Origin of the sequence: Streptomyces sp. NPDC088197 (assembly GCF_044741185.1) — a bacterium.
Taxonomy (GTDB): domain Bacteria; phylum Actinomycetota; class Actinomycetes; order Streptomycetales; family Streptomycetaceae; genus Actinacidiphila.
In genome coordinates, this window is sequence record NZ_JBIUSD010000015.1 from 166683 (window position 1) to 189827 (window position 23145).

Annotated in this window: 11 protein-coding genes, 1 other RNA gene and 1 pseudogene; 4 read left to right on the forward strand and 9 right to left on the reverse strand. The window is 72.9% G+C overall.

The window, feature by feature from the left end; all coding sequences use genetic code 11:
* Nucleotides 1–41 precede the first annotated feature (41 nt).
* On the reverse strand, nucleotides 42–3953 hold the full coding sequence (locus tag ACIOC1_RS29230) for a S8 family serine peptidase (protein ID WP_401856909.1): 3912 nt from the start codon (nucleotides 3951–3953) through the stop codon (nucleotides 42–44).
* 277 nt (nucleotides 3954–4230) lie between these two features.
* On the opposite strand from ACIOC1_RS29230, the gene ssrA reads away from it, so the two are divergent.
* Nucleotides 4231–4600: a transfer-messenger RNA gene (gene ssrA / locus ACIOC1_RS29235) on the forward strand.
* Nucleotides 4601–4726: 126 nt separating this feature from the next.
* Here ssrA and smpB read toward each other — a convergent pair.
* The 4 genes from smpB to ftsE form a co-directional block, all read right to left on the reverse strand.
* Nucleotides 4727–5206, reverse strand: coding sequence for an SsrA-binding protein SmpB (gene smpB / locus ACIOC1_RS29240; RefSeq protein ID WP_355342970.1), 480 nt, complete (start codon nucleotides 5204–5206; stop codon nucleotides 4727–4729).
* Between the two features lie 18 nt (nucleotides 5207–5224).
* Nucleotides 5225–6508, reverse strand: a complete 1284-nt coding sequence (locus tag ACIOC1_RS29245; RefSeq protein ID WP_401856911.1) for a S41 family peptidase — start codon at nucleotides 6506–6508, stop codon at nucleotides 5225–5227.
* A gap of 159 nt (nucleotides 6509–6667) precedes the next feature.
* Nucleotides 6668–7585: a permease-like cell division protein FtsX gene (ftsX, locus tag ACIOC1_RS29250; RefSeq protein ID WP_188284085.1), complete on the reverse strand. Its 918-nt coding sequence runs from the start codon at nucleotides 7583–7585 to the stop codon at nucleotides 6668–6670.
* A 72-nt stretch (nucleotides 7586–7657) separates the two neighbouring features.
* Nucleotides 7658–8347 carry a cell division ATP-binding protein FtsE gene (gene ftsE, locus ACIOC1_RS29255; protein WP_188284086.1) on the reverse strand — a complete coding sequence of 230 codons (690 nt, stop codon included), beginning with the start codon at nucleotides 8345–8347 and terminating at the stop codon, nucleotides 7658–7660.
* Nucleotides 8348–8678: 331 nt separating this feature from the next.
* On the opposite strand from ftsE, the gene ACIOC1_RS29260 reads away from it, so the two are divergent.
* A complete protein-coding gene (locus ACIOC1_RS29260) occupies nucleotides 8679–8870 on the forward strand; it encodes a hypothetical protein (RefSeq protein WP_355342964.1) in 192 nt (63 codons plus the stop codon).
* 143 nt (nucleotides 8871–9013) lie between these two features.
* Here ACIOC1_RS29260 and ACIOC1_RS29265 read toward each other — a convergent pair whose 3' ends face one another.
* The 4 genes and pseudogenes from ACIOC1_RS29265 to ACIOC1_RS29280 form a co-directional block, all read right to left on the reverse strand.
* A complete protein-coding gene (locus ACIOC1_RS29265) occupies nucleotides 9014–9655 on the reverse strand; it encodes a hypothetical protein (protein ID WP_391163983.1) in 642 nt (213 codons plus the stop codon).
* Between the two features lie 285 nt (nucleotides 9656–9940).
* Nucleotides 9941–11059 (reverse strand): peptide chain release factor 2, encoded by a 1119-nt coding sequence (prfB, locus tag ACIOC1_RS29270; protein ID WP_355342958.1) that lies wholly within the window; start codon nucleotides 11057–11059, stop codon nucleotides 9941–9943.
* 1023 nt (nucleotides 11060–12082) lie between these two features.
* Nucleotides 12083–13405, reverse strand: a pseudogene (locus ACIOC1_RS29275) (serine/threonine-protein kinase); the annotation flags it as partial.
* Nucleotides 13406–15440: 2035 nt separating this feature from the next.
* Entirely contained in the window at nucleotides 15441–17135 is a 1695-nt protein-coding gene (locus ACIOC1_RS29280; protein ID WP_401856915.1) for a protein kinase, read from the reverse strand.
* Nucleotides 17136–17821: 686 nt separating this feature from the next.
* Here ACIOC1_RS29280 and ACIOC1_RS29285 point away from each other — a divergent pair.
* Together ACIOC1_RS29285 and ACIOC1_RS29290 are read left to right on the forward strand one after the other, a co-directional pair.
* Entirely contained in the window at nucleotides 17822–21088 is a 3267-nt protein-coding gene (locus ACIOC1_RS29285) for an FtsK/SpoIIIE domain-containing protein (protein ID WP_401856917.1), read from the forward strand.
* Nucleotides 21089–21612: 524 nt separating this feature from the next.
* On the forward strand, nucleotides 21613–23013 hold the full coding sequence (locus tag ACIOC1_RS29290) for an extracellular solute-binding protein (protein ID WP_355342949.1): 1401 nt from the start codon (nucleotides 21613–21615) through the stop codon (nucleotides 23011–23013).
* Nucleotides 23014–23145: the final 132 nt, after the last annotated feature.

A 23145-nucleotide genomic window follows, 5' to 3' on the forward strand; every position in this document is an offset into this window, starting at 1 on the left:
CGAGGTGGCGTCGGATCAGCGCCACCGGCTCACGTGCCCGTTCACCCCCGCCACAGATACGCGCGGCGTACGGTCTGCCGCACCTGGTCGCCCGCGGCGTCGCGCGCGGTGACCCGCAGCGTCACGTACGCATCGCCCCTGGAGCGGGCCGACTTGGTGAGCCGGGCGTCGAAGGTGTTGTGACCTCGGCCGTCCACGCGCGCGCCGGTCCAGGTCCGCCCGTCGTCGTACGACGCCTGGACCTCGACCTTCACGCCGGTCGGCACGGCCGCCCCGTCCTGGGCGCGGACGGTGAGACCCACGGTGTGCGAACTGCCCTTGCGCACCGCGTTCCAGGCGTCGACCGGTACCGCGTAGTCGACCTGGAGCAGCGGCAGCAGCGTCGGTCGCGCCGCGGTGCCGGAGCGGAACCACCACGAGGTGCTGGTGTCGGTGGCGTAGCGCCACTCCGGGGAGACCCGTGAAGTCGCCACGTCCAGGCGGTAGTCGGCGGTGCCCGCGGGCACTTCGAGGTCGGCCCACGGGGAGTCGGCGGCGGCGATCCGCCGGCCGTCGCGGAAGAGGGTGGCCTTGGCGGAGTCGCCCTCGACGGGGGCGTCCCGCCCGCCGCTCGTGCCGGAGGCCGTACGCGTACCGGAGGCCGGGCTCGTACCGGCCGCCGTGCCGAAGCCGCCGAAGTCGCCGCCGACCGCCGCGCGTGCCCAGTGTCCGGCGCCGGAGTCGGTGAACTCCGGTATGCGCAGGTCGAGTACGTCGCCGTTGCGCACGCTCGGGTTGCGCGTGCCGCGCGGGATCGAGGGCCGCACCACGGCCTGCTGCCACGCCTGGTCGGGCTGCTTGCCCGCCCGGTAGGTGGTGGTGGTGTCGACCATGCCGGCCAGCAGCGGCTGGTCGATGTCGAAGGTCGTCTCCTGGTTGACCCGGTGCATCCACCAGGTGCCGTTGGCGCTGACGTACTCGGTACGCGTCACGCCCGTCGGCACGTTCCGCGTCGCCTCCCACGCGAAGTTCTGGTACGGCCGCCACGCGAAGCGCTGCTCGGCGGCCCACGGGGCGCCGCCGTTCTCGGCGTACGTCGTCCTGATCACCGCGCTGTTGGCGGCGGTGACGGTGTGGACGACGCGCTGCGGGATCTGCTGCGTGGACGTCTGGAACACGTCGTACAGATACGGGCTGACCGCCGTGCCGCCGATCCGTACGGTGACGGTCTTCACCGGCTTCTTCGCCAGTCGCGCCAGCAGCGCGTCACCGGCCGCCTTCCCGATCCGTATCGTCGGCACCGCGTTGCGCTCGCCGGTCGGGTACCAGCGGGTCCAGCCGAAGTCGGAGAAGTGCACGATCATCAGTCCGCGCACGCCCGCCTTGGCCGCGGCTGCCGCCAACTCCCTTTCTCCCTCGCCGGATTCGTTGCGGATGACGGCCAGCTTGCCGCGCGCCCCGCTGAAGTCCGGCGCTTCCAGGGAGCCCGCGTCGACCGCCGTCAGATTCACGCCCTTGCTGTCGAAGAGCGGTGAGTACGAGGTGTAGTAGCTCTTCAGCCTCAGTCCCGTGCCCGGCGCCTCGGTGGTGAGCTGCGGCGCGGCGAGCTGCCAGCGGGAGGAGAACTCGAAGTCGCCGTCGGTGACCTTCGTCGTGGGGCTGACGTAGAGCTTGCTGAGGATGCCGGTGAAGAACTCCTCGCTCTCGGTGAGGCCCCTGCCCTCGATCTGACGGTACGTCTGGTAGTAGGGGATGCCGCTCTGTTCGGCGGGCCGCGGCGTACGGATCTCGACCTGCGTGGTCCTGCGGGCGTCCACGGTCACGGCCGTGTCCTTGGTGAGCCTCACCTCGGGCAGCACGACCAGCCGTTCCTCCATGCCGTCGTCCGTCATCTCCTGGAAGGACGCGCGGACTTGGTACGTGCCCTCTTCGAGGTCGGAGGCGGAGGTGCCCTTGCTGTCGCCCGACGGGTACAGCAGACCGCTCGCGCCCCAGATGCTGATGGTGGGGTGGGCCGGAGCGCCGTGCGCGTCGTAGGCGGTGACGGTCAGGGTGTGCAGCGGGCCGTGGGCGACCAGGCCGAGCGTGGTGTGGACGGCCGCTCCCGCCGTGCCCCCGGCCGGTGTCGCCGTCAGATAGCCGTAGTAGGAGCCGTACGTCACCTTGGCCGGGTCGAGGGTGAGGTCGGCGCGGGCGGTGCCGTGGGCGGGGACGGTGACCTTCGTGGCGGCGGCGGAACCGTCGCCGATCCGTACCGCGCCCGCGTTCACCGCCCGGCCGCCCGACGTCCTGAGCGCCAGGCCCAGCGTCAACGTGACCGGCGCGGCGGAGGTGTTGGTGTACGTGACCGGGTAGGTGGCCTTCGGGTCGGTCGCGTGGATGTCGCCGAGGAAGACGGTGCCGGTCGCGGTGAGCGTGCCGAGCGCCGCCGCCGACACGTCGATCCGGCCGCCGCCCTGGTCGGTCACGGCCTGCCCGTCCACGGTGTGCGCGGTGCTGATCAGCGCGTCCTTGAGTTGGCGCGCGGTCCAGTCCGGGTGCCGCTGCGCCAACAGGGCCGCGGCGCCCGCCACGTGCGGGGTCGCCATCGACGTCCCCGACAGGCTGACGTAGTACGGGTCGACCGGGTCGCCGAGCGTCGTGCCGCTCGCGCGGGCCGCCACGATGTCCACGCCGGGCGCGGTGACATCGGGCTTGACGGCGCCGTCGCCGTAGCGCGGGCCGCGGCTGGAGAAGTTCGCCAGCGCGTCCTTGCCGTCGACCGCGCCGACGGTCAGCGCGTCGTCGGCGACGCCCGGGATGCCCACGGTCCGCTGCCCGTTCTCGCCGTTGTTGCCCGCCGCGACGACGAAGAGGGTGCCGCTGGCCTCGCTGATCTCGTTCAGCGCCAGGCTCATCGGGTCGGTGCCGTCGCTCTCGTCGTCGGCGCCCAGGCTCATGTTGACGACCTTGGCGCCCTGGTCGGCCGCCCACTGCATGCCCGCGATGACCTGCGAGTCGTAGCCGTAGCCGTCGTCCCCGAGGACCTTGCCGACCAGCAGGTTCGCGGCTTTGGCGACGCCCTTGCGGGCACCGCCCGAGGCCGCTCCCGTACCGCCGACGATGGACGCCACGTGCGTACCGTGTCCGAAGTGGTCGCCGGTGCCGGTCGGGCTCTCGGTGAAGTCCTCGGCCTTCGCGACGCGGTCCTTGAGGTCGGGGTGGGTCTGGTCGACGCCGGTGTCCAGCACCGCGACCTTGACGCCCGTGCCCTCGTATCCCGCCTTCCACAGCGGCGGCGCGCCGATCTGGTCCATGCTGTCCGCCGCCGCCCGGACCCGGCCGTCGAGCCAGATCTTCGGGACGGCGGCGGCCTTCACGGTGTCGGCCGGCCCGGTGCCGGCCGCCGCGGTGCCGGTCTTCCCGGTGTCCGTTCCCGCGGGCACGATCTGCTGCCAGAAGGCGGCGAGCTTCGCGTCGGGGACGGTGAGGGAGTGGGCCCCGATGCTGCCCAGGTCATGGGTGGGGGCGCCGGGCGCGGCCAGCGCGGTCAGCCGGTCGGCCGCCGCTCCCCCGGACCCCGCGACGATCAGCGGCAGCGAGGCCCGGTGCTCCTCGTCGTACCGCTGGTCCACCAGCGCCGTCACGTCGAACAGCCGCCGGTCAAGCCGCCCCGACCGTACGAGGGGGTCGGCGTCCGACGGCAGCACGGTCAGCCGCCCGTCGGCGTCCGAGGTGTGGAAGACGACGCGCTCCCGTCCGGCGCCCGGCTCGACGGAGGCGGTGTGCCGGCCGTCCGCGGTCGTCGTCACCCGCACCCGGTCGCCGGTGATCAGCCGAACCGTGGCGGTGCTGTCGGGGGTTGTCCCCGGCTGTGCGCCCGATGTCGGTACGGGTTCGGCGCCGGGTACGGCGACGGCCGCGGTGGGTACGGCGGCGGAGACGGCCAGGATCAGCCCTGTCGACACGACCGCCGCGAAGCGGGTTCGTCTCATCGGTCCAGCCCCTTTCCATGCATGTGCACGCGATGCTGGAAAGAATCCGGTGGGGCCGGAGGGTGTGTCACCCGTTTCCGGTGGCACGGATGTGACGTGGCACAACGGCGCCACCCGCGCCGCCGCCCCCTCCCCGGTGACGGCCGGGTGGCCGCGCGCTTGCTCCCGGGCGTGCGCCGGGCCACCCACGGGGGAATGCGCTGGCCCGTGTGACCGTTGATCCCGTACGATGGAACCAGCCGCCACCCTCGGGTGGTGCACCTTGAAAAATCAACATGGGGATGATCGGTTTCGACTGGGGATGTCGAAGCAGGGGAAGCGAGCCGAGGAAGCGGCAATGATCTCGTTAACCATATGTCGCAACCAATAATCGCCAACACCAAGCGCGATTCCTTCGCCCTCGCTGCCTAAGTAGCGACTTGCGAAGTGTCAGCCCGGGGGTGATCCCGACCCGGATCCTGGCATCATCAAGGGATCTAAACTTCTAGGGCCGGTCACGGGCCCCAGAAGGAAATCAAACAGTGACTGAGCCCGTCGGCAGCTTGTCCGCGTGACAGCCGGGGCCGAGAAAAGCACAGCGGACTGCGCTCGGAGAAGCCCTGATTCCGCACCACAGGACGCGGGTTCGATTCCCGCCATCTCCACCACCCCATGTGACAACGGCACCCTCCTTCGGGAGGGTGCCGTTTCGTCGTTTCAGGGCGAGCCGACGTCGTGACGTCGTGTCACCCGCGTCTCCCCCGGACGCGTCGAGGCCGGCGGCCGGGGGCGGCTCAGCCGCGCTGTTTGCGGCGCACGGCCGAGATGGCGCGGTCGGACTCGCGGCGGTCCTGCTTCTCGCGCAGGGTCTGCCGCTTGTCGTACTCCTTCTTGCCCTTGGCCAGGGCGATTTCGACCTTGGCGCGGCCGTCCTTGAAGTACAGGGCGAGTGGCACGATCGTGTGCCCGGTCTCCTGGGTCTTGTGGACCAGCTTCTCGATCTCGGCGCGGTGCAGCAGCATCTTGCGGCGGCGGCGCGCGGAGTGGTTGGTCCAGGTGCCCTGGGTGTACTCCGGGATGTGCACGTTGTGCAGCCACGCCTCGCCGCCGTCGAGCTGCGCGAAGCCGTCCACCAGGGAGGCGCGTCCCTGGCGCAGGGACTTGACCTCGGTGCCGGTCAGCACGAGCCCGGCCTCGAAGGTGTCCAGGATGAGGTAATCGTGCCGCGCCTTCTTGTTCTGCGCGATCAGTTTGCGACCCGTCTCTTTTGCCATAACCGGGCCATTGTCCCACTAGGAGGGGGGTCCGAGGCCAGCGAATACCTCGTGACTCTCGGCGAGCGGGTCCTCACCGGAGGGGACGGTCACATCGGGGTCGATGCCGCGGCCGTCCACACTGCGCCCGTCCGGCAGCCGGTAGTGGCCGACGGTCAGCTCGGCGACCGACCCGTCGGGCAGCGTGCTGGGCATCTGGACCGAGCCCTTGCCGAAGGTGCGCGAGCCGATGACGACGGCCCTGCCGCGGTCCTGGAGGGCGCCGGTGAGCAGTTCCGCGGCGCTCATCGTGCCGCCGTCGACCAGGATGACCAGCGGGACGGTGGTGTCGCCGCCCTCGGCCGCGTAGAGGGCCTGCTGCTCGCCGTGGACGTCGTAGGTGGCGACGAGGCCGCCGTCGAGGAAGGCGGAGGCCACCGCGACCGCCTCGGTGACCAGGCCGCCGGAGTTGCCGCGCAGGTCGAGCAGCACGCCGTGCTCGGAGTCCCGTACCGCGTCGCGTACCTGGTCGCCGACGCCGAGCGTGAAGGCGTCGATCTTGACGACCGTGGGCGCGTCGGCGGACCGCGTCACGGTGACGGCGTCGGTGTCGAGCGTGGCGCGGCGTACCGTGACCGTCCAACTACGCTGCGCCCGCTGGACTCCCAGCTGTACGACGCTGCCGGGGACGTTGTCGCCGCGCAGGTCCGCGACGACCTCGGTGACCGCGAGGCCGGTGCACTTGACCGGGCCGATGGCGGCCAGCAGGTCGCCCTCGCGCAGGCCCGCGCGGTCGGCGGGACTGCCGGGCTGGACGCGGGCGATCTGGATCCGGCCGTCGTCGATCCGCCGCACGGACAGGCCGACGCCGACGTAGCGGCCGTCGAGCGCCTGTTGGAGGCCCGCGTACTCGCGGGCGGTGTAGAAGGACGACCAGCGGTCGCCGCTGCGGCTGACGAGCTTCGCGGCGGCGAGCGGGCCGACCTTGCCGTCCTGGATCTCCTCGGCGATCCGGCCGGTGTCGACGTGGTCGCCGTTCGTCCCGTCCGGCTTCGCCCGCGAGCCCGTGGGGGTCTCGGAGGCCGCGGGGGACGACGGGGCGGGCTCGCCGCCGTGGGGCGGGGCCGGCGGCTTGCCGTCGTCCTGCCGCCCGTCGGCGACCGGCGCGGCGGCGATACGGGTGGCGCGGGCGGCGGTCCGCGCGTCCGGCGCGGTGAGTCCGCTGGCCGCCGCACCGGTGGCCAGCAGAGTGCTGAACACCAACGTCAGAGTGGCCCCGCGGCGCAAGCGGCGGGGCGTCCCGAACAGCGACGGGCCGGACATGGCCGGAAGTCTAGGACAGAAACGGGCGGCATACGGATAGTTGCCGCTACCTCGGCGGGGCATGATCCGCAACCCGGTACACCGCCCCCCTGGGACCCGTCCCCCGCCGTACGGCCCCGCGAAGGGCCCGGCGCGACGGCCGGGCCCGGCCCGCGGGCGTCAGACCTTCAGATACCTGCGCAGCGCGATGAAGGCGGCGATCGACGGCATCACGACGCCGATCAGCAGCACCAGCGGCAGCACCGCGACGACCGAGTCCCAGCCGAGGAAGGAGACCAGCGGGATCTTCTCCTGGAGCTTCAGACCCGCGTCGATCATGAAGTACCGGCCGCCGAGCAGCATTCCGCACGCCAGCCCCGCGCCCACGAGTCCGGCGAAGGCCGCCTCCATGATGAACGGCATCTGGATGTAGAAGCTGGAGGCGCCGACCAGCCGCATGATGCCGGTCTCTCTGCGGCGGCTGAAGGCGGACACGCGCACGGTGTTCACGATCAGCAGCATCGCGACGGTGAGCATGAAGGCCAGCACCACCCAGGCGGCCAGCGTCATACCGTTCAGCAGCGAGAAGAGGTTCTTCAGCACGGCCCGTTGATCCTCAACGGACTGCACCCCCGGACGCCCGTCGAAGGCGCTCGCGACGACGGTGAACTTCGTCGGGTCCCTGAGTTTGACCCGGTAGTTCTCCTGCATCTGGTCCGGGGTGATCGAGGCCGCGAGCGGGGAGCTCTTGAACTGCTCCTGGTAGTGCTTGTACGCCTGCTCGGCGTTCTCGAAGTAGACCTTCTCCACGATCGGGAGCTTTTCCAGGTCGGCCTTGATCTGGGCCTTCTGGTCGTCGGTGACGGCGCCCTTGGCGCAACTGGGCGTCGTCGACGCGTCGCCCTTGTTGCACATGTAGATGGTGACCTGGACCTTGTCGTACCAGTAGCCCTTCATGGACTTGACCTGCTTGTTGGCCAGCAGGGCGCCACCGGTCAGGGCGAGGGAGAGCGCGACGGAGATGATCACCGCGAAGGTCATGGTGAGATTGCGGCGGAGTCCTACGCCGATCTCCGACAGGACGAACTGGGCGCGCATGGTCTCTGGTTGTCCTTTCAGGGGGGTGGTGACTACTGCTGTACGGCAGTACGTACGCCGTACGCGCGGCTCTCAGTGTTGGTAGCCGTAGACACCGCGCGACTGGTCGCGCACCAGCCGCCCCTTCTCCAACTCGATGACGCGCTTGCGCATCTGGTCGACGATGTTCTGGTCGTGGGTGGCCATCACCACGGTCGTGCCGGTCCTGTTGATCCGGTCCAGCAGGCGCATGATGCCGACCGAGGTCTGCGGGTCGAGGTTTCCGGTCGGCTCGTCCGCGATCAGCAGCATGGGCCGGTTGACGAAGGCGCGGGCGATGGCGACGCGCTGCTGCTCACCGCCGGACAGCTCGCCGGGCATCCGGTCCTCCTTGCCCGCGAGGCCGACCAGGTCGAGCACTTCGGGCACGGTTTTGCGGATGGTGCCGCGGGCCTTGCCGATCACTTCGAGGGCGAACGCCACGTTCTCCGCGACCGTCTTGTTGGGCAGCAGCCGGAAGTCCTGGAACACGGTGCCGAGTTGGCGCCGCATCTGCGGCACCTTCCAGTTCGACAGCCGGTTGAGGTCCTTGCCGAGGACGTGCACCATTCCCGTGTCCGTGCGCTCTTCGCGCAGGATCAGCCGCAGGAAGGTCGACTTTCCCGAGCCGGACGAGCCCACCAGGAAGACGAACTCACCCTTCTCGATCTCCAGCGAGACGTCCCGAAGTGCAGGACGGTTCTGCTTGGGGTAGGTCTTGGTGACGCTGTCGAATCGGATCACGTTCGCACCAGGTTTGCGGGGACGGGTGGACAGGGGATGTGGGGGCGACACTACGCGACCGAGCCAGGGGTGCGCAGTCGCCGGGGAGGGTTGGTGGGCTTGCCCACAGGGCACACGCGGACAAACCCGTCATTGACCCCTTACACCTCAGCGCGGCCGGCCGCCACCGGAGGTCCGCTCCCCCGCCCGCGCCGCTCTCGTGGACCCCGCCGGAGCCGCCGTACGGGCCGCCGGTCCACCGGGGGCCGCGCCGAATCCGGCGGAAGCTGGCACAGTGGAACAAGGAACACTTCGGCCTCCCGGGGCGTTCACCGGACGAGGAGGAGATCGCATGACGTGCGACCGGCTGGTGTGCGCCAATTGCGCGGGTCCGGTGAGCGAGGGCCGCTGCCCCGTCTGCCGGGCGAACCGCGCCCGCCTGGAGCGGGAGAATCCCTGGTCCAACATCTCCCCCGCCACCTTGATAGCCCTGCTCGTGGCCCTGCTGACGGTGGTGCTCGTGGTGGAGCACGCGACCGCGTAGAGCAGTCCCGCGGGCGGCACGTGAGAAATACGTGAGAGGTACGTCACATTCACGGGTGGGCGAGCTGAGACATCACGGAGGGCCCGGACCGCATCGCGTTCCGGGCCCTTCGTCGTGCGCGTCAGGTGCGGTCGCGCGGCGCCTCAGGAGGCGTCGCGGCGCTCCTTCAGGCGCGGGGCCAGCTTGAAGCCGACGCCGCCCGCCACGAGGGCCGCGGCGCCGATGAGCATGTACGTGGTGCCGTCGGAGCCGGTCTCGGCGAGCTGCTGCGTCGTCTGGCTCTGCGGGACCTGCTGGGTGTTGTCGGTGCCGGGGTTGTTGTTCCCGCAGTCGACGCTGTCACCGGTCAGGGTGCAGGTGTTGCTGTTGCCCGTCGCGCTCGGGCTGACGCTGGGGCTCGGCGAACCGCTCGGACCCCCGTCGTCGCTGCCGCCGCTGACACCGGCGATGGAGCCGGGCGCGGTCGTCGGAGGCGTGGTGGGCGGAGTGGTCGGCGGCGTCGTGGGAGGCGTCGTCGGCGGGGTGGTGGGGGGCGTGGTCGGCGGCGTCGTGGGAGGCGTCGTCGGGGGCGTGGTGGGGGGCGTCGTCGGCTCGTCGGTCGGCGGCGTGGTCGGTTCGTCCGTCGGGTCCGTCGTGGGCGGGTCCACCACCGCGGCGGCCGACGGCGGCGCGTCGCTGCTCACCGCCGCCTGAGCAGCCCCCGCCACGGTCAGGGACGCACCGGCCGCGATCACCGCGACGGCCGCCACGCGCGTGACGCGTACCCTCGTGCTCTGCTTGGTCATGTCTCAACTACCCCCGGTAGACGTCGGCTTGAAGCACGCGCCGCTGCGGGCACGGTCGATTACGCCGCTTTCGCGCGCATGCCGGACATCACCTTTGTGGCATTCACCGGGAGCGTCAAGGTCATTAAGCGCAAAGTGCCCCAACTGTCCCGTCTTGCCCGGCACTTCAGCACACGTCTGTGACACGGCAGACAGATGGGATCAAGGCAACGGCCGTACGGCGGGGCCGTATCGCCCTCTCAGCCGTACGGCGCGGGGCCGTATCACGCGGTGGCCTTCTCCCGATTACGCGGTGGCCTTCTCGCGGGATTTGCGCCAGCGGATGCCCGCCTCGATGAAGCCGTCGATGTCGCCGTCCAGGACGCCCTGCGGGTTGCCGACCTCGTACTCGGTGCGCAGGTCCTTGACCATCTGGTACGGGTGCAGGACGTACGAACGCATCTGGTTGCCCCAGGAGTTGCCGCCGTCGGACTTGCCGAGGGAGTCCATCAGGGCCTGCTCCTCCTGGCGGCGCCGCTCCAGCAGCTTGGCCTGGAGGACGTTCATCGCGCTCGCCTTGTTCTGGATCTGCGAGCGCTCGTTCTGACAGGAGACGACGATGCCGGTCGGGATGTGGGTGATCCGCACCGCGGAGTCGGTGGTGTTGACGCCCTGGCCGCCGGGGCCCGAGGCGCGGTAGACGTCCACGCGCAGCTCGGACTCGTCGATCTCGACGTGGTCGGACTGCTCCACGACCGGCAGCACCTCGACGCCCGCGAAGGACGTCTGGCGGCGGCCCTGGTTGTCGAAGGGCGAGATCCGCACCATGCGGTGGGTGCCCTGCTCGACGGAGAGGGTGCCGTAGGCGTAGGGGACCTTGACGGTGAAGGTGGTCGACTTGATGCCGGCCTCCTCCGCGTACGAGGTCTCGTAGACCTCCGTCGGGTAGCCGTGCCGCTCGGCCCAGCGCAGATACATCCGCTGGAGCTGCTCCGCGAAGTCGGCGGCGTCGACACCGCCCGCCTCGGCGCGGATGTTGACCAGCGCCTCACGGGCGTCGTACTCGCCGGACAGCAGGGTGCGGACCTCCATCTCGTCCAGCGCCTTGCGCACCGACTCCAGCTCGGCCTCGGCCTCGGTCTGCGCGTCGGCGTCGTCCTCGCTCTCGGCCAGCTCGAAGAGGATGGACAGGTCGTCGATCCGGCCGCGCAGCGCCTCGACCTTGCGCAGCTCCGCCTGGAGGTGGGAGAGCCGGCTGGTGATCTTCTGCGCGTTCTCCGGGTCGTCCCACAGGGACGGCACCGCGGCCTGCTCCTCCAGCGCGGCGATGTCGGCCCGCATCCGGTCGAGGTCGAGGACGGCCTCGATCGACCCCATGGTCGAGGACAGGGACTTCAGCTCTTCGGAAACATCGACGATCGCCACGGCTCCAGCCTACCGGCTGGTCGAGCGGACCCGCCCCGGCCGGGAGCCCGCCGGCCGCCGGGAGGGCCCGCGATCCGGTGCCGGGCGGGCCGGATCGCGTCAGATGTGGGCCGTGGTGCGGGTGAGGGTGCCCGACGGCGTCCTGGAGTACAGCTCCAGGGTGTGCGCGGAGGCGGCGGCGCCCAGGGCCGCGTCGGTGGGCGCGGTGAAGGGCGCGGTGGCCCAGTCGCCCTCCAGCGAGGCGGCGTCGCCGTCGAGCGCGGCGGCGGCCTGGGTGCCGGGCGTGAAGGCGAAGAGCCGGCCCGAGGCGGCGACCGCGTCGGGGCGCGCGGAGGTGTCCAGGCCCTTGATGACCTCGCTGGGCCGCCAGGCGCCGCCGGAGTACGGCAGCCGCAGCACGGCGCCGTCGGCCTTGCGGACCACGAAGGCGTCCAGGGAGCCGCGGGACCGGGAGATCAGCGCGGGGGCCGAGGTGATCCGGCCCGCGGTGGGCACCAGCGCCCAGGCGTTCCAGCGGTCGCCGACCAGCGAGGCGGTCACCAGGTCGCCGCCGACCCGTCCGACCAGGTCGATCCGGCCGGGCTCCGAGGACGCGGCGGCGGGCGCCGCGTCGAAGCGGGTCCGCTCGTCCACCTGCGACCAGGCGTTCCAGTAGCCGTCGGTCAGCGTGCGGCGGTAGAGCAGCCCGTCGGTGCCGAGCCCGAACAGGTCGATCCGCCCGGCGTGCGCGGACGCCACCGCCGGGTCGTCGTCCACGCTTATCCCGGTGAGCTTGTGCCACGCGCCGTAACCGGAGCCGTCCCGGATTACGTACCAGACGTTCTTGTCGGCGCCGCGGGCGAAGACGTACGTGGCGCCGTCCATGGTGAGGGCGCGCGGGCCGCCGAGCAGCTTGACGCCCGCGGCCGGTACGTCCTTGTACGACGACCACTGCGGGAGCGTGACCGGCGCGCCGGTGCGGCCCTGCGGGGAGGCGGCGCCCGCGGTGGGCGCGGTCGGGGTGCCGCGGGTGGCGGTCGGCGTCGGGCTGGGCGGGGCGTCGTCCCGCGAGGTGCCGCCGGAGTCGTTGCCCGAGCCGGAGCCCGCGGTGGCGATCCCCCAGCCGCCGATGCCCGCGACGGCGAGCGCGGCGGCGGCCGCGGCGGCGAACTTGATCCGGCGCTGGCGCACGGCGTCGGAGACCGCGCGGTGCCGGGGGCTGGCCGGGCGGCCCGGCGCCGAGGCGCGGCGCTGGCTGTCGCGGGCCGCCTTGCTGCCCTTGCCGTTGCGGGAGGCGGCGCCGTAACCGGCCAGCTCCTCCGCCGTGGGCAGCTTGATGCTGGTGTGGGTGTCCCGGCTGGAGTCCGGCGCGGCGCCCCTGACCAGCGGTACGGCGCCGCGCGGGCGGTCGGCGCCGGGGCCGCGGGGCGGTTCCGGGGCACCGGGCGGCAGGTCGGCGAAGCCGTCGTCGTACGCGTCCTGGTCGTCCGCGCCCGGTCCGCCGTCGTCGGTGCCGGGGGCGGCGACATCGAGCGCGGGCAGGCCCGCGAGGTGCGGCAGCAGGTCCCTCAGCCGGGTGGCCAGCTCGCCCGCGGTCAGCCGCGAGGCGGGGGCCTTGGCCAGGCAGGCCGCGAGAATCCGCCACAGGTCGTCGGTCAGACCGGGCAGCGGCGCGACGGTCTCGGTGACGTGCCGGCGCAGCACCGCGCCGGGGTGTCCGCCGCCGAACGGCGTGAATCCCGCGAGGAGTTCGTACAGCACGGTGGCCAGCGCGTAGATGTCGACCGACGCGCGCGGCGGCAGGCCCTCGATGATCTCCGGGGCCAGGTAGTCGGGGGTGCCGATGATCCGCGTGGCACGGGTGCGGCGCGGGGTGTCGACCAGCCGCGCGATGCCGAAGTCGGTGAGCAACGCGGGCGGCGCGCCGCCGGGGCCCGTGGCCACGGCCGAGTCCAGCAGCACGTTCTCCGGCTTCACGTCGCGGTGGACGACGCCCGCCGCGTGCGCGGCGGCCAGCCCGTCGGCCACGTCCGCGGCGATGGCGACGGCGGCCTCCGGCACCAGGCGCCGCTCGCGTTCCAGCCGCGAGCGCAGGTCGGTGCCGCGGACCAGGTCCATCACCAGGGCGAGGTCGGTGCCGTCCACCACGAGGTCGCGGATGCCGACGATGTGCGGATGGTCCAGGGAGAGCAGCGCCGTGCGCTCCTGCACGAAGCGGCCGACGAGGTCCTGGTCGGAGGCGAGGTCCTCGCGCAGCAGCTTGATGGCGACCGGGCCCTCGGGGCCCTCGCCGAGCCACACCGTGCCCGCGGACCCCCGCCCGAGCACCTGGTGCGCGGTGTACCGGCTGCCGATCTTCCTGGCCAAGGCTTGCTCCGACTCCTCCGACAGTCCGTCGTGTTGGCGACAAAGCTACGCGGATCAGGGGCCGTTCGGGGTACGCGAGCCCCCTCACGCGCCGTTCCGCCACAGAAATCACCCTCCAGAAGTCGACAAATCCCCACCCCAAGCACCCCACCGGTGCAAGGGTGCCTCGCCGAGAGGGCACCGCCTTCGGGGGCGGGTGCGGGGGTGCGCAGGGGGTGAGTGCCGGGGGGCGTGTGCGCAGGGGGGTCGCCGCTGGGGCGCGGGTGCGGGTGCGGGGTGAGGGTTCGCCGCCTGGGTGCGGCTGCGCAGGAGGGTTCGCCGCCAGGTCACCGCCACGCAGGGCGGTTCGCCGCTGGGGGCCGGTTGCGCGAGGGGCTGCGCCCCAAGGTCGCTGCTACGCAGGAGGGGTTCGCCGCTGGGGTCCGGTTGCGCAGGAGGCTGCGCCCCTGCGGCACTGCTGCGCAGGTGGGTTCGCCGGTAGCCATGGAGCCGAAGGGCGCGCCGGTGTTGAAAAGGAGAACGCGCACAGTGACCGAGGAACGAGGGAACGAGCACGATCGACTGTCGACACCGGGTCTAAGCGCCCGGAGGCGGAAGGGCGGCAAAAAAAGGGGATCGGGGTGCGCATAGAAAGGACGGCTCCCCCGCAGGGTGAGGATGCGAGAGGCGGTTCGCACGACGGTGAGTTCACGCGGTAGGGCACCCGCGCAGGGGGAGCTTGCGCGAGACGGTTCGCACCACGGTGAGTTCACGCGGGACGGCACCCACCTAACCTCACCCGCAACGCTGAGCCGACGGGAGGGGGTTCGTGCGCACGGCGAGCTTGCGCGAGACGGCACCCACCATGGTGGCCCCACCGGACACGGCACCCCCAGGGCGAGCATGCGCGAGGCGGTTCGCACGACGGTGAGTTCACGCGGGAGGGCACCCGCGCAGGGTGAGCTTGCGCAGGACGGCACCCGCGCACGGCCCCGCCGAGAGGGCACCCACGTACGGCGAGCTCGCGCGAGGCGGTTCGCACCACGGTGAACTAGTACGAGACGGCACCCACCATGGTGGCCCCACCGGACACGGCACCCCCAGGGCGAGCTTGCGCGAGACGGTTCGCACGACGGTGACCTCACGCAGGACGACACCCGCGCAGAGTGAGCTTGCGCGAGACGGCACCCACCCACGTTCACCCGCAACGCTCAGGCGCCCGAGAGGGCACCCACGCACGATGAACTGGCGCGAGACGGCACCCACCACGGTCAACTGACCCCGGAGGGCACGCACCCCACGGCGACCTCACGCGAGACGGACCCACCCACGGCGAACACGTGCGTGTGAGCCGTCCTGCGTGAGCCCACCGTGCGGCTAGCCGCCTCGCGCATCCTCACCGCGCGTGGGAGCCCTCTTGCGTCAGCTCACCGCGATCCCCTTTTTTTGCCGCCCTCTCGCCTCCGGCGGCTTAAACCCGGTGTCGACAGTCGATCGTGCTCGCTCCCTCGTTCCTCGGTCACTGTGCGCGTTCTCCCTTTCAACACCGGCGCCGCCTTCGGCTCCATGGCTACCGGCGAACCCATCTGCGTAAACGCACCCGAGCGGCGAACCCCACCGCGCAGCGGTGCCGTAAGGGCGCAGCCCCTGGGCAAACGCACCCCGGCGGCGCACCCCCCTGCGCAACCGCGCCCCTGCGGCGCACCCTCCCCCGCAGCCGCACCGAGCAGCGAACCCCACCCCGTAGCGCTGGCCTCGCGGCACGCCCTCCCCCCGCAACCACACCCAGCAGCGAACCCCACCGCGCAGCAGTGCCGTAAGGGCGCAGCCTCCGCGCAAACGCACCCCGGCGGCGAACCCCCCTGCGCAACCGCACCCCGGCGGCGCACCCTCCCCCGCAGCCGCACCGAACAGCGAACCCCACCCCGTAGCGCTGGCCTCGCGGCGCACCCTCCCCCGCAGCCGCACCCAGCGGCGGACCGCCCTGTCCCACAGGGCCGTCTCCTACAGGGACGTCGTGCGGCGCACACCGGCGTCAACCGGCGGGCGGAGCCCGTTAGTTGCCGTTGGAGTCGCCCGTGATCGAGGAGATTTTGTCGTAGACGGTGCTGACCCAGCCGGAGGAGGCGTCCCAGAGGTTGCGGGTGCTGTTGACCCAGTCGGGGAGGGGGGTGGTGTACCAGACGACGACGAAGATGACGACGATCACGAGGATGACGGTGAGGCAGCCCTTGAGGCAGCCGAGGCCCGGGATCTTCATGGGGTTGGCGCTGCGCTGGCGGGGCTCGCGTTGGCGGGGCTCGGGCGCGGGGGCGGGCGGGCGCTGGGGCTCGTAGCGTTGCGGCTGCGGCTGTTGGTAGCGCGGCTGTGGGGGCTGGGGGCGCTGCTGCTGGGGCTGCTGGTACGGCTGCGCGTAGCCCTGTCCGCCCTGCTGCCCCCGACCCCGACCCTGGCCCTGGCCCTGGCCCTGGCCCTGCCCCTGGTGCGGCTGGCGCGGGGGCTGTGGGGGTTGGGGCTGGGGGCGGCGGCGCGGCTCGCGGCGCAGGGGGTCCTGTTCGGGGGAAAGGTAGCGCAGCTCGGTCTGCTCGTTGCGGTGCCGCAGGGCGCTGAGCTGGGATTCCCACGGGTGCGGGCCCTGGGGGGTGCCGGGGCCCTCGTCCGGGATGGGCGGCAGGACGCGGGTGCCCTCGGCGGCGGCACCGCCGGGGCCGGGGTCGCCGGGCAGTTCGGTGGTGGAGGCGTTCGGGTCGTAGGTGGAAGGCGTCGCGCCCTGGCGGGAGGGCAGCACCTGGGTCGGCTCCGCGTCTCCGGAGGCGGAGGCGGAGCCCTGGCCGGTGCCGGGGACCAGCGTCGGCGTCGCGTCGGGCGCCAGGAGGCCGCCGACGGCGAAGGCCGCCTCGGCCGCGGCGGGCGAGGAGTGCACGCCGATGCCCGCGGCGACGACGCGCAGCGCGCGGGCCAGGTTCTCGGCGCTGGGCCGCTGCCCCGGCTCCTTGCGCAGGCAGCGCTCTATCACCGTCCACAGCGGTTCCGGCACGGTCGTGGGGCGGCGCGGCTCCTGGTTGAGGTGCGCCTGGAGCACTTCGATGGCGCTGTCGCCGCGGAACGGCGGACGCCCGGTGACCAGCTCGTACAGCAGGATGCCCGCGCCGTAGACGTCCACGGCCGAGGTCTGCGGGCGGCCCTGCGCGGACTCCGGCGCGATGTAGGCGGGGGTGCCGACGAATTCGTGGGTACGGGTGAGGCCCGGCGAGTCCGCGAGCCGCGCGATGCCGAAGTCGGTCAGCATCGGGTGCATCTGCGGGTTGCCATCCTCGCCGGTGACCGTGGCGAGCAGCACATTGGCGGGCTTGAGGTCGCGGTGCACGACGCCGTCGGCGTGGCTGGCGGCGAGCGCGTCGGCGACGGCCGCGGTGAGCAGTGCGGCGCCGACCGGGCTGAACGGCCCGTTCTCCCGCAGGTAGCGGTGCAGGTCGGGGCCGTCGATCAGGTCCATCACCAGGGCGAGCAGATCGCCCTCGACGACCAGGTCGCGGACCCGGACGATGTGCGGGTGGCGCAGCCGGACCAGCACGGAACGCTCGCGCAGGAAGCGCATCACCACGTCCGGGTCGCCGGCCAGCTCTTCCTTGAGCACCTTGACGGCGACGGCGCTGCCCTGCTCGCCGCGCACCTGGCCACGCCAGACGGTGCCCGTGGCGCCGCGTCCCAGCGGTTCCTCCAGGAGGTACTTGCTGCCTACCGGCCGCACGTCATGCGCTCCCTGCTCCGTAGTGTGTCCGCCCTGACCATGCGCGCCGCCGGCACGTGCGCGGCGGTGCTCATGGCCGTACTCATGGCGGGCTCGCCCTGATTCCGGCCAAGCGTAGTGCCGCCGGGCGGACCCGCGTCCTGGCCGCGCCACGGGAATCGGCCCGTGCCGCGTTCCGTCCGGCGTTCCGTGCCGTGCCCGGTGTCGCGCCCACGACCCGCCGCCGGCCCGCCGCCAGCCGGACGACGGCCCGGCGACGGCCCGCGGAGGGTCCGGGAACGCCCGAGAACGTCCGAGAACAGTTGTCCGACCTAGGACGCGAGGACCGGGCTGTTGGTTGCGTCACGTGGTGTCACGGGCATGTGCCGTGGCGCGCGGTGAATCGCGTACGGAGGGCCCGCGCCCGGTTTGTGGCGGCGATCGGCCGCGAGCGGCGGCTTTCCGGTCGGATGCGGCGCTCTTTCCGGACGGTTTCCGTCGCGGGATGATCATCTGCCGTACTTTCAAGATCACTCGGGACGGGACCGGGGACGGGGTGTCAGTGGCGGGTGGGAGGATGCACCCGTACGGTCCGGTTGGGGCAACGGGGGCTCCACCGCTCGTGCTTGTACGTGTCGACGCGCCCGCGCGCGGCCGGGGAGGGGACTTCCCGCCGCGGGTCAGGGCAGAAGGGGAGCGCGGACGAGATGCAGATCCGGCTGACCGTCCTCGGGCCGCGCAGCGGTCGGGCCGTGCGCGCCTGCGACGTGCTCATCACCGCGCCCGCGGGGACCACGCTGGGCGCGGTGGCCGGTGCCCTCGCCTCCGCGGCCGGGTCCGGGCAGCCGGGCAGGTCCGCCGGGGCGTCCGTCGCGCTCTTCGCCGGGACGCTGCGGCTCGCGCCGACCACGCCGCTGGGCGTGCCGCCCCTGGTGGACGGCGCCCTGCTCTCGCTGCACGCGCCCGCGGAGCAGCGCGGCGGCCATGTCGCGGACCACGGTCAGTACGGCCGGTTCGGGCAGTACGGGCAGCCGCCCGCCGAGACGGCCAGGCTGCATGTGGTCGGCGGCCCCGACGCGGGCGGTGTGCACCTGCTCCAGGGCGGCCAGGCCAGGATCGGCCGCTCGGCCGACGCCGACGTGCCGCTCGACGACCCGGACGTCTCCCGTCTGCACTGCGAGGTCGCCTTCGGCGCGGACGGGCTCATCACCGTCGCCGACCTCGACTCGACCAACGGCACCACCCTCGCCGGGCGGTCCGTCGGCCCCCGCCCCCTCGCGCTGCCCCCGGGCGCCCTGCTCCGGATCGGCGAGTCGACGCTCCGCCTGGAGTCGGGAAGCCCCACCGGGCCCTCCGCGCTCGCCGCCGAGCCCGACGCCGACGGGCACCTGCGCGTCTCGCTGCGCGAGCCCTCCGCGCCGCTCCCGGTCACCGACCCCTCGTCCACCGTCACGCACGGCGCGGGCCTGGCCCTGGGCGCGGCCGTCGACGCAGGCGCGGGTGCCGCCACCGGCCCCGGTGCCTTCGGCGGTGCGCGGCCGGACGGCCTCCCCGGCGCGGGTACGTCCGGCACGGCGCACAGCCGTCCCCCGGCGGCGCCCGAGGCCGAGGGCTACGGCCGTACGCCCGGCGCCCCGTACGACGCGCCCGGCGCCCCCGCCGACGTGTACGGCGACGACGGCGACGAGGACGACGCCCCCCTGGGCAGTGGCCGCCGGGCCACCGGTGAGCGCCGGGCGCCCGGATTCGACAGCGCGCGGCGCCCCGGTGGCGGCGGCGTCGTCGGGTCGATAGGGGCCTGGGCGCGGCGGCGGCTCGGCGCGGCGAAGGGCGTCGCGGACGACGGGGACGGCGGGGAGGCCGAGGCGCTGCGGGAGCGGTGGCCCGATCCCGCGGCCGTCCTGCTGACGGCGCTGGGCCCGGGACGGCGGCTGTGGGAGCGCGGTCCCGGCCATCCGGACGCGCTGACCGTACGGCTGGGGACGGCGGATCTGCCGTCCGAGGACGGGACGCGGCTGCTGACGGCCGTGCCGTTCACCGTGGACCTGCTGGCGCCGCGGACGGCCGCGCTGACCCTGGCCGGGCCCCGGCCGCGGCTGGCGGGTCTGGCGCGCGCCGTCCTGGCACAGCTGTGCGCGCTGCACTCCCCCGCCGCTCTTGAGCTGGTGATGCTGAGCGCCGACCGCGCCCGCACCGCCGACCAGCGCGCCGAGGAGTGGTCCTGGCTGAACTGGCTGCCGCATCTGCGCCCCGCGCACGGCCAGGACTGCCGGCTGCTGCTGGCCTTCGACCGGGACCAGGCGGACGCGCGCACCGGCGAGCTGGCGCGCCGTCTGGAGGCGGGTCCGCTGGGCGCGGGCTGGGCCGCCGCGACCCCCGAGGCGGCTTCGGCGGCGGCGGCCTCGTACGAAGGGCCCTTCACGCTCCTGGTGGTGGACGGCGATCCGGGGTCCACGACGCTGCGGCAGACCGTGGCGCGGATCGCCGTCGCCGGACCCTCGGTCGGGGTGCATGTGCTGTGCCTGGCCGAGAGCGGTGAGCGGCCCGCTGTGGACACCGGGGTGGTGGCCCGGCTGTCGGGCGACGTGGCGACGACGCTGCGGATCGAGCCCGCGGGCCCGGCCGCCGCGAGCGCGCCGCCGGAACCGGCCGCCGACGAGATCGTGCTGGACGCCGTGTCGGCCGCGTGGGCCGAGCATTTCGCGCGCGCCCTGGCGCCGCTGCGCGAGGCCGACGGCGAGGTGTCCGGCGCCCGTTCGCGGCACGCGCTGCCCGGCACCGTACGGCTGCTCGATGAGCTGGACCTGGCGCTGGCCACGCCCGCGAAGATCGCCGACCGGTGGGCGGCGGCCCCCGCGGCGGTCGGGGCGGCGACGGCCGTCCTGGGCGTCGGCGCGGGCGGCCGGGTCGCGGTGGACCTGGTGACCGAGGGGCCGCACGCGATGGTCGGCGGCGCGCCGGGCTCGGGCAAGACGGAGCTGCTGCGGTCGGTCGCGGCGGCGCTCGCGGCGGGCGACCGCCCCGAGCGGCTGTCCCTGGTGCTGGTGGACGGGGCGGGGCAGGACCGCGGCGAGGGCCTGCGCGCCTGCGCCGACCTGCCGCATGTGAGCACGCATCTGGTGGCCTCGGACCCGTTGCGGATGCGGGAGTTCGCGCAGGCGCTCGGCGCGGAGCTGAAGCGGCGCGCGGAGCTGCTCGACGGGCAGGACTTCGCGGCCTGGCACGGGGACCGGCTGGTCGCCGCGACCGTGCCGCACCAGGGCGGGCCGCACCAAGGCGGCCGGTCCGACGGGCGGAACGAGGCGCGCGCCGGTGAGACGGGGGCGCGCAAGCCCACCGGTCAGGGCGCGGTGACGGCGCGGACCCAGCCCGTGCTGCCCCGGCTCGTGGTGGTCGTGGACGACTTCGACGAGCTGGTCGCGCCCGGTCTCGGCAGCACCGGCAGACCGGCGGCGGGCAGTGTCGTCCGGGCGTTGGAGGCGGTCGCCAGGGAGGGCGCGCGGCTCGGTGTGCACCTCATCGCGTCGACCGGCCGCCCGGAGCGTACGGCGGCCACCGAGGCCGACGAGCGGTCCCGGCTGCGGATCGCGCTGCGCATGCCGGACGCGGAGTCCGCGGCGCTGCTGGTGCATGTCGAGGACCCGGCGGGGCTCGACGACACGGTGCCGGGGCGCGGCTATCTGCGGCGGCCCGGCGGCGCGGTGACGGCGTTCCAGGCGGGCCGGGTCAGCGGCCGTATCCCGCGTACGGCGACGCTCCGGCCGACCGTCGTGGCGCTGGAGTGGGAGCGGATGGGCGATCCTCCGGCCCGCCGCCAGGTCCGCGAGCTGGGCAACGGCCCGACCGATCTCGCCCTGCTGGCCAGTGCCTTGCAGCGGGCGGCGGAGTCGGCGCCCGAGGAGGCGGGCGCGCGCGCCGCGGAAGGCGCCGCGTCCGCGAGCGCGCCGGGTTCCGCCCCCGGCCCGCTGATCTGACATCGCGCGCCCGTCGGACGGCCCGTCGGACGGGCATCCCGCCGAATCCGCCCGTACCGACGCGTCGGAAGCGTCCGAGGCGTCCGCGCGCGGATTTCACGCGGATGCCCTGATCCTGCCCCGTCCGCCAATTCGTACCCGCACGGCGATCCGATTCCGTCCGGCGGGCGGAAACCGTCATTGGTCTGAACCGGTCAGGTGGCCGACGGCGGTCAACTGGCCCGCGTCAGACGGCTGATCTGCGATGTTCCAACGGTCATCGCGCACGCCGTCCGTCGATTCCCGTGCGGATAGGCCGATTTGACGGGGCGTTGGCCAACGCCCCGTCATGCGGCACACCCGTGCCCCGGCATTCGGGAGGCGCGTGACGGACAAGCGGCGATATTCCAACAGCCGTCCCTGTTAAAGCGTTTGGCTCAAGATCACGTCATGGTCACGATAGCTGTCACGGAGCCCCGTACTCCCTTGCGGCTGGGGTTCGCGAAGGCATAGGACAGACGCCACGGGACTGAGGGGATGGCCAGATGCGTACGCTGAAGAATCCGCGCACCAGCCGAAACAACCGCACTACGCGCATAGCGCTCGCCACAGTGACGGCGACCGCGCTGGCGTTGACCGCCGCCGCGTGCGGCGGTGACAGCGACAAGAAGGACGACGGCGGGAAATCGCCGAGCGCGTCCGCCACGAGTTCCGCCTCGGGGGTCAAGCTGCCCGATCTGCACGGGCAGAAGCTCGAAGTGGCCGCCGTGTGGACGGGGCCGGAGCAGAAGAACTTCCAGAAGGTGCTGGACGAGTTCGACAAGCTCACCGGAGCGAAATCGACGTTCGTCCCGACCGGCGACAGCCAGTCCACCTTCCTCGGCACGAAGATCGAGGGCGGCGCCCCGCCGGATGTCGCCTTCCTCGCGCAGAACGGCGTGCTGCACCAATTCGCCGACAAGGGCTGGCTGAAGCCGCTGGGCCCCGAGGCGACCGCGCAACTCCAGAAGAACTTCTCGCCCGGATGGCAGAAGCTCGGGGCGTGGAAGGACAAGCAGTACGGCATCTACGCGAAGGTCTCCAACAAGTCGCTGATCTGGTACAACAGCGCGGCTTTCGAGACCGCGGGCGCCTCGGTGCCCAAGACCTGGGACGACTTCCTGAAGACCGCGGAGACCGTCTTCGAGTCGGGCACCGCGCCGGTCTCGGTGGGCGGCGCTGACGGCTGGACGCTCACCGACTGGTTCGAGAACATCTACCTCTCGCAGGCCGGACCCGAGAAGTACGACCAGCTCGCCGCGCACACCATCAAGTGGACCGACCCGTCGGTGAAGGACGCGCTCACCACGCTCGGGCAGCTCTTCGGCAAGAAGGACCTGCTCGCGGGCGGCAACAGCGGCGCGCTCGCCGCCGACTTCCCGAAGTCGGTGACGCAGGTCTTCACCGGCAACCCGCCGGCCGGCGCGATGGTCTACGAGGGCGACTTCGTCTCCGCGTTCATCGCCGCCAACACCAAGGCGAAGGTGGGCACGGACGCGAAGGTCTTCCCGTTCCCCGCGGTGGGCAGCGGCAAGGCGCCGGTGGTCAGCGGCGGTGACGTGGGCGTGGCGCTGAAGGACAGCCCGGCCGCGCAGGCGCTGCTGACGTACATCGCGACGCCGGAGGCGGCCAAGATCTGGGCGCAGGGCGGCGGTTACCTGTCGCCGAACAAGTCGCTGGACTTCGCGGCGTACCCGGACGACGTGCAGCGGTCCATCGCGCAGGCGCTGATCGCGGCGGGCGACGACTTCCGCTTCGACATGTCGGACCAGGCTCCGGCCGCCTTCGGCGGGACCAAGGGCCAGGGCGAGTGGAAGGACCTCCAGGACTTCCTCTCCAAGCCGTCCGATGTCGCGGGCGTGCAGGCCAAGCTCGAAGCGGACGCCGCCAAGGCGTACGGGAACTGAGGCGAGATGCCCCCGATGGCTGACTCCGCCGCGGGGGCGGGAGGCGGGGGGGCCCCCCGGGGGGGGGGGCCCCCCCCCCCCCCCCCCACCACCCCCCCCCCCACCCCCCCCACCCCCCCCCCCACCCCCACG

Coding starts and splice junctions, on each gene's coding strand:
- ACIOC1_RS29285 (WP_401856917.1), top strand. CDS start 17,822: ATGCAGATCCGGCTGACCGTCCTCGGGCCGCGCAGCGGTCGGGCCGTG.
- ACIOC1_RS29290 (WP_355342949.1), top strand. CDS start 21,613: ATGCGTACGCTGAAGAATCCGCGCACCAGCCGAAACAACCGCACTACG.
- ACIOC1_RS29265 (WP_391163983.1), bottom strand. CDS start 9,655: ATGACCAAGCAGAGCACGAGGGTACGCGTCACGCGCGTGGCGGCCGTC.
- ftsX (WP_188284085.1), bottom strand. CDS start 7,585: ATGCGCGCCCAGTTCGTCCTGTCGGAGATCGGCGTAGGACTCCGCCGC.
- ACIOC1_RS29230 (WP_401856909.1), bottom strand. CDS start 3,953: ATGAGACGAACCCGCTTCGCGGCGGTCGTGTCGACAGGGCTGATCCTG.
- ACIOC1_RS29260 (WP_355342964.1), top strand. CDS start 8,679: ATGACGTGCGACCGGCTGGTGTGCGCCAATTGCGCGGGTCCGGTGAGC.
- ACIOC1_RS29245 (WP_401856911.1), bottom strand. CDS start 6,508: ATGTCCGGCCCGTCGCTGTTCGGGACGCCCCGCCGCTTGCGCCGCGGG.
- smpB (WP_355342970.1), bottom strand. CDS start 5,206: ATGGCAAAAGAGACGGGTCGCAAACTGATCGCGCAGAACAAGAAGGCG.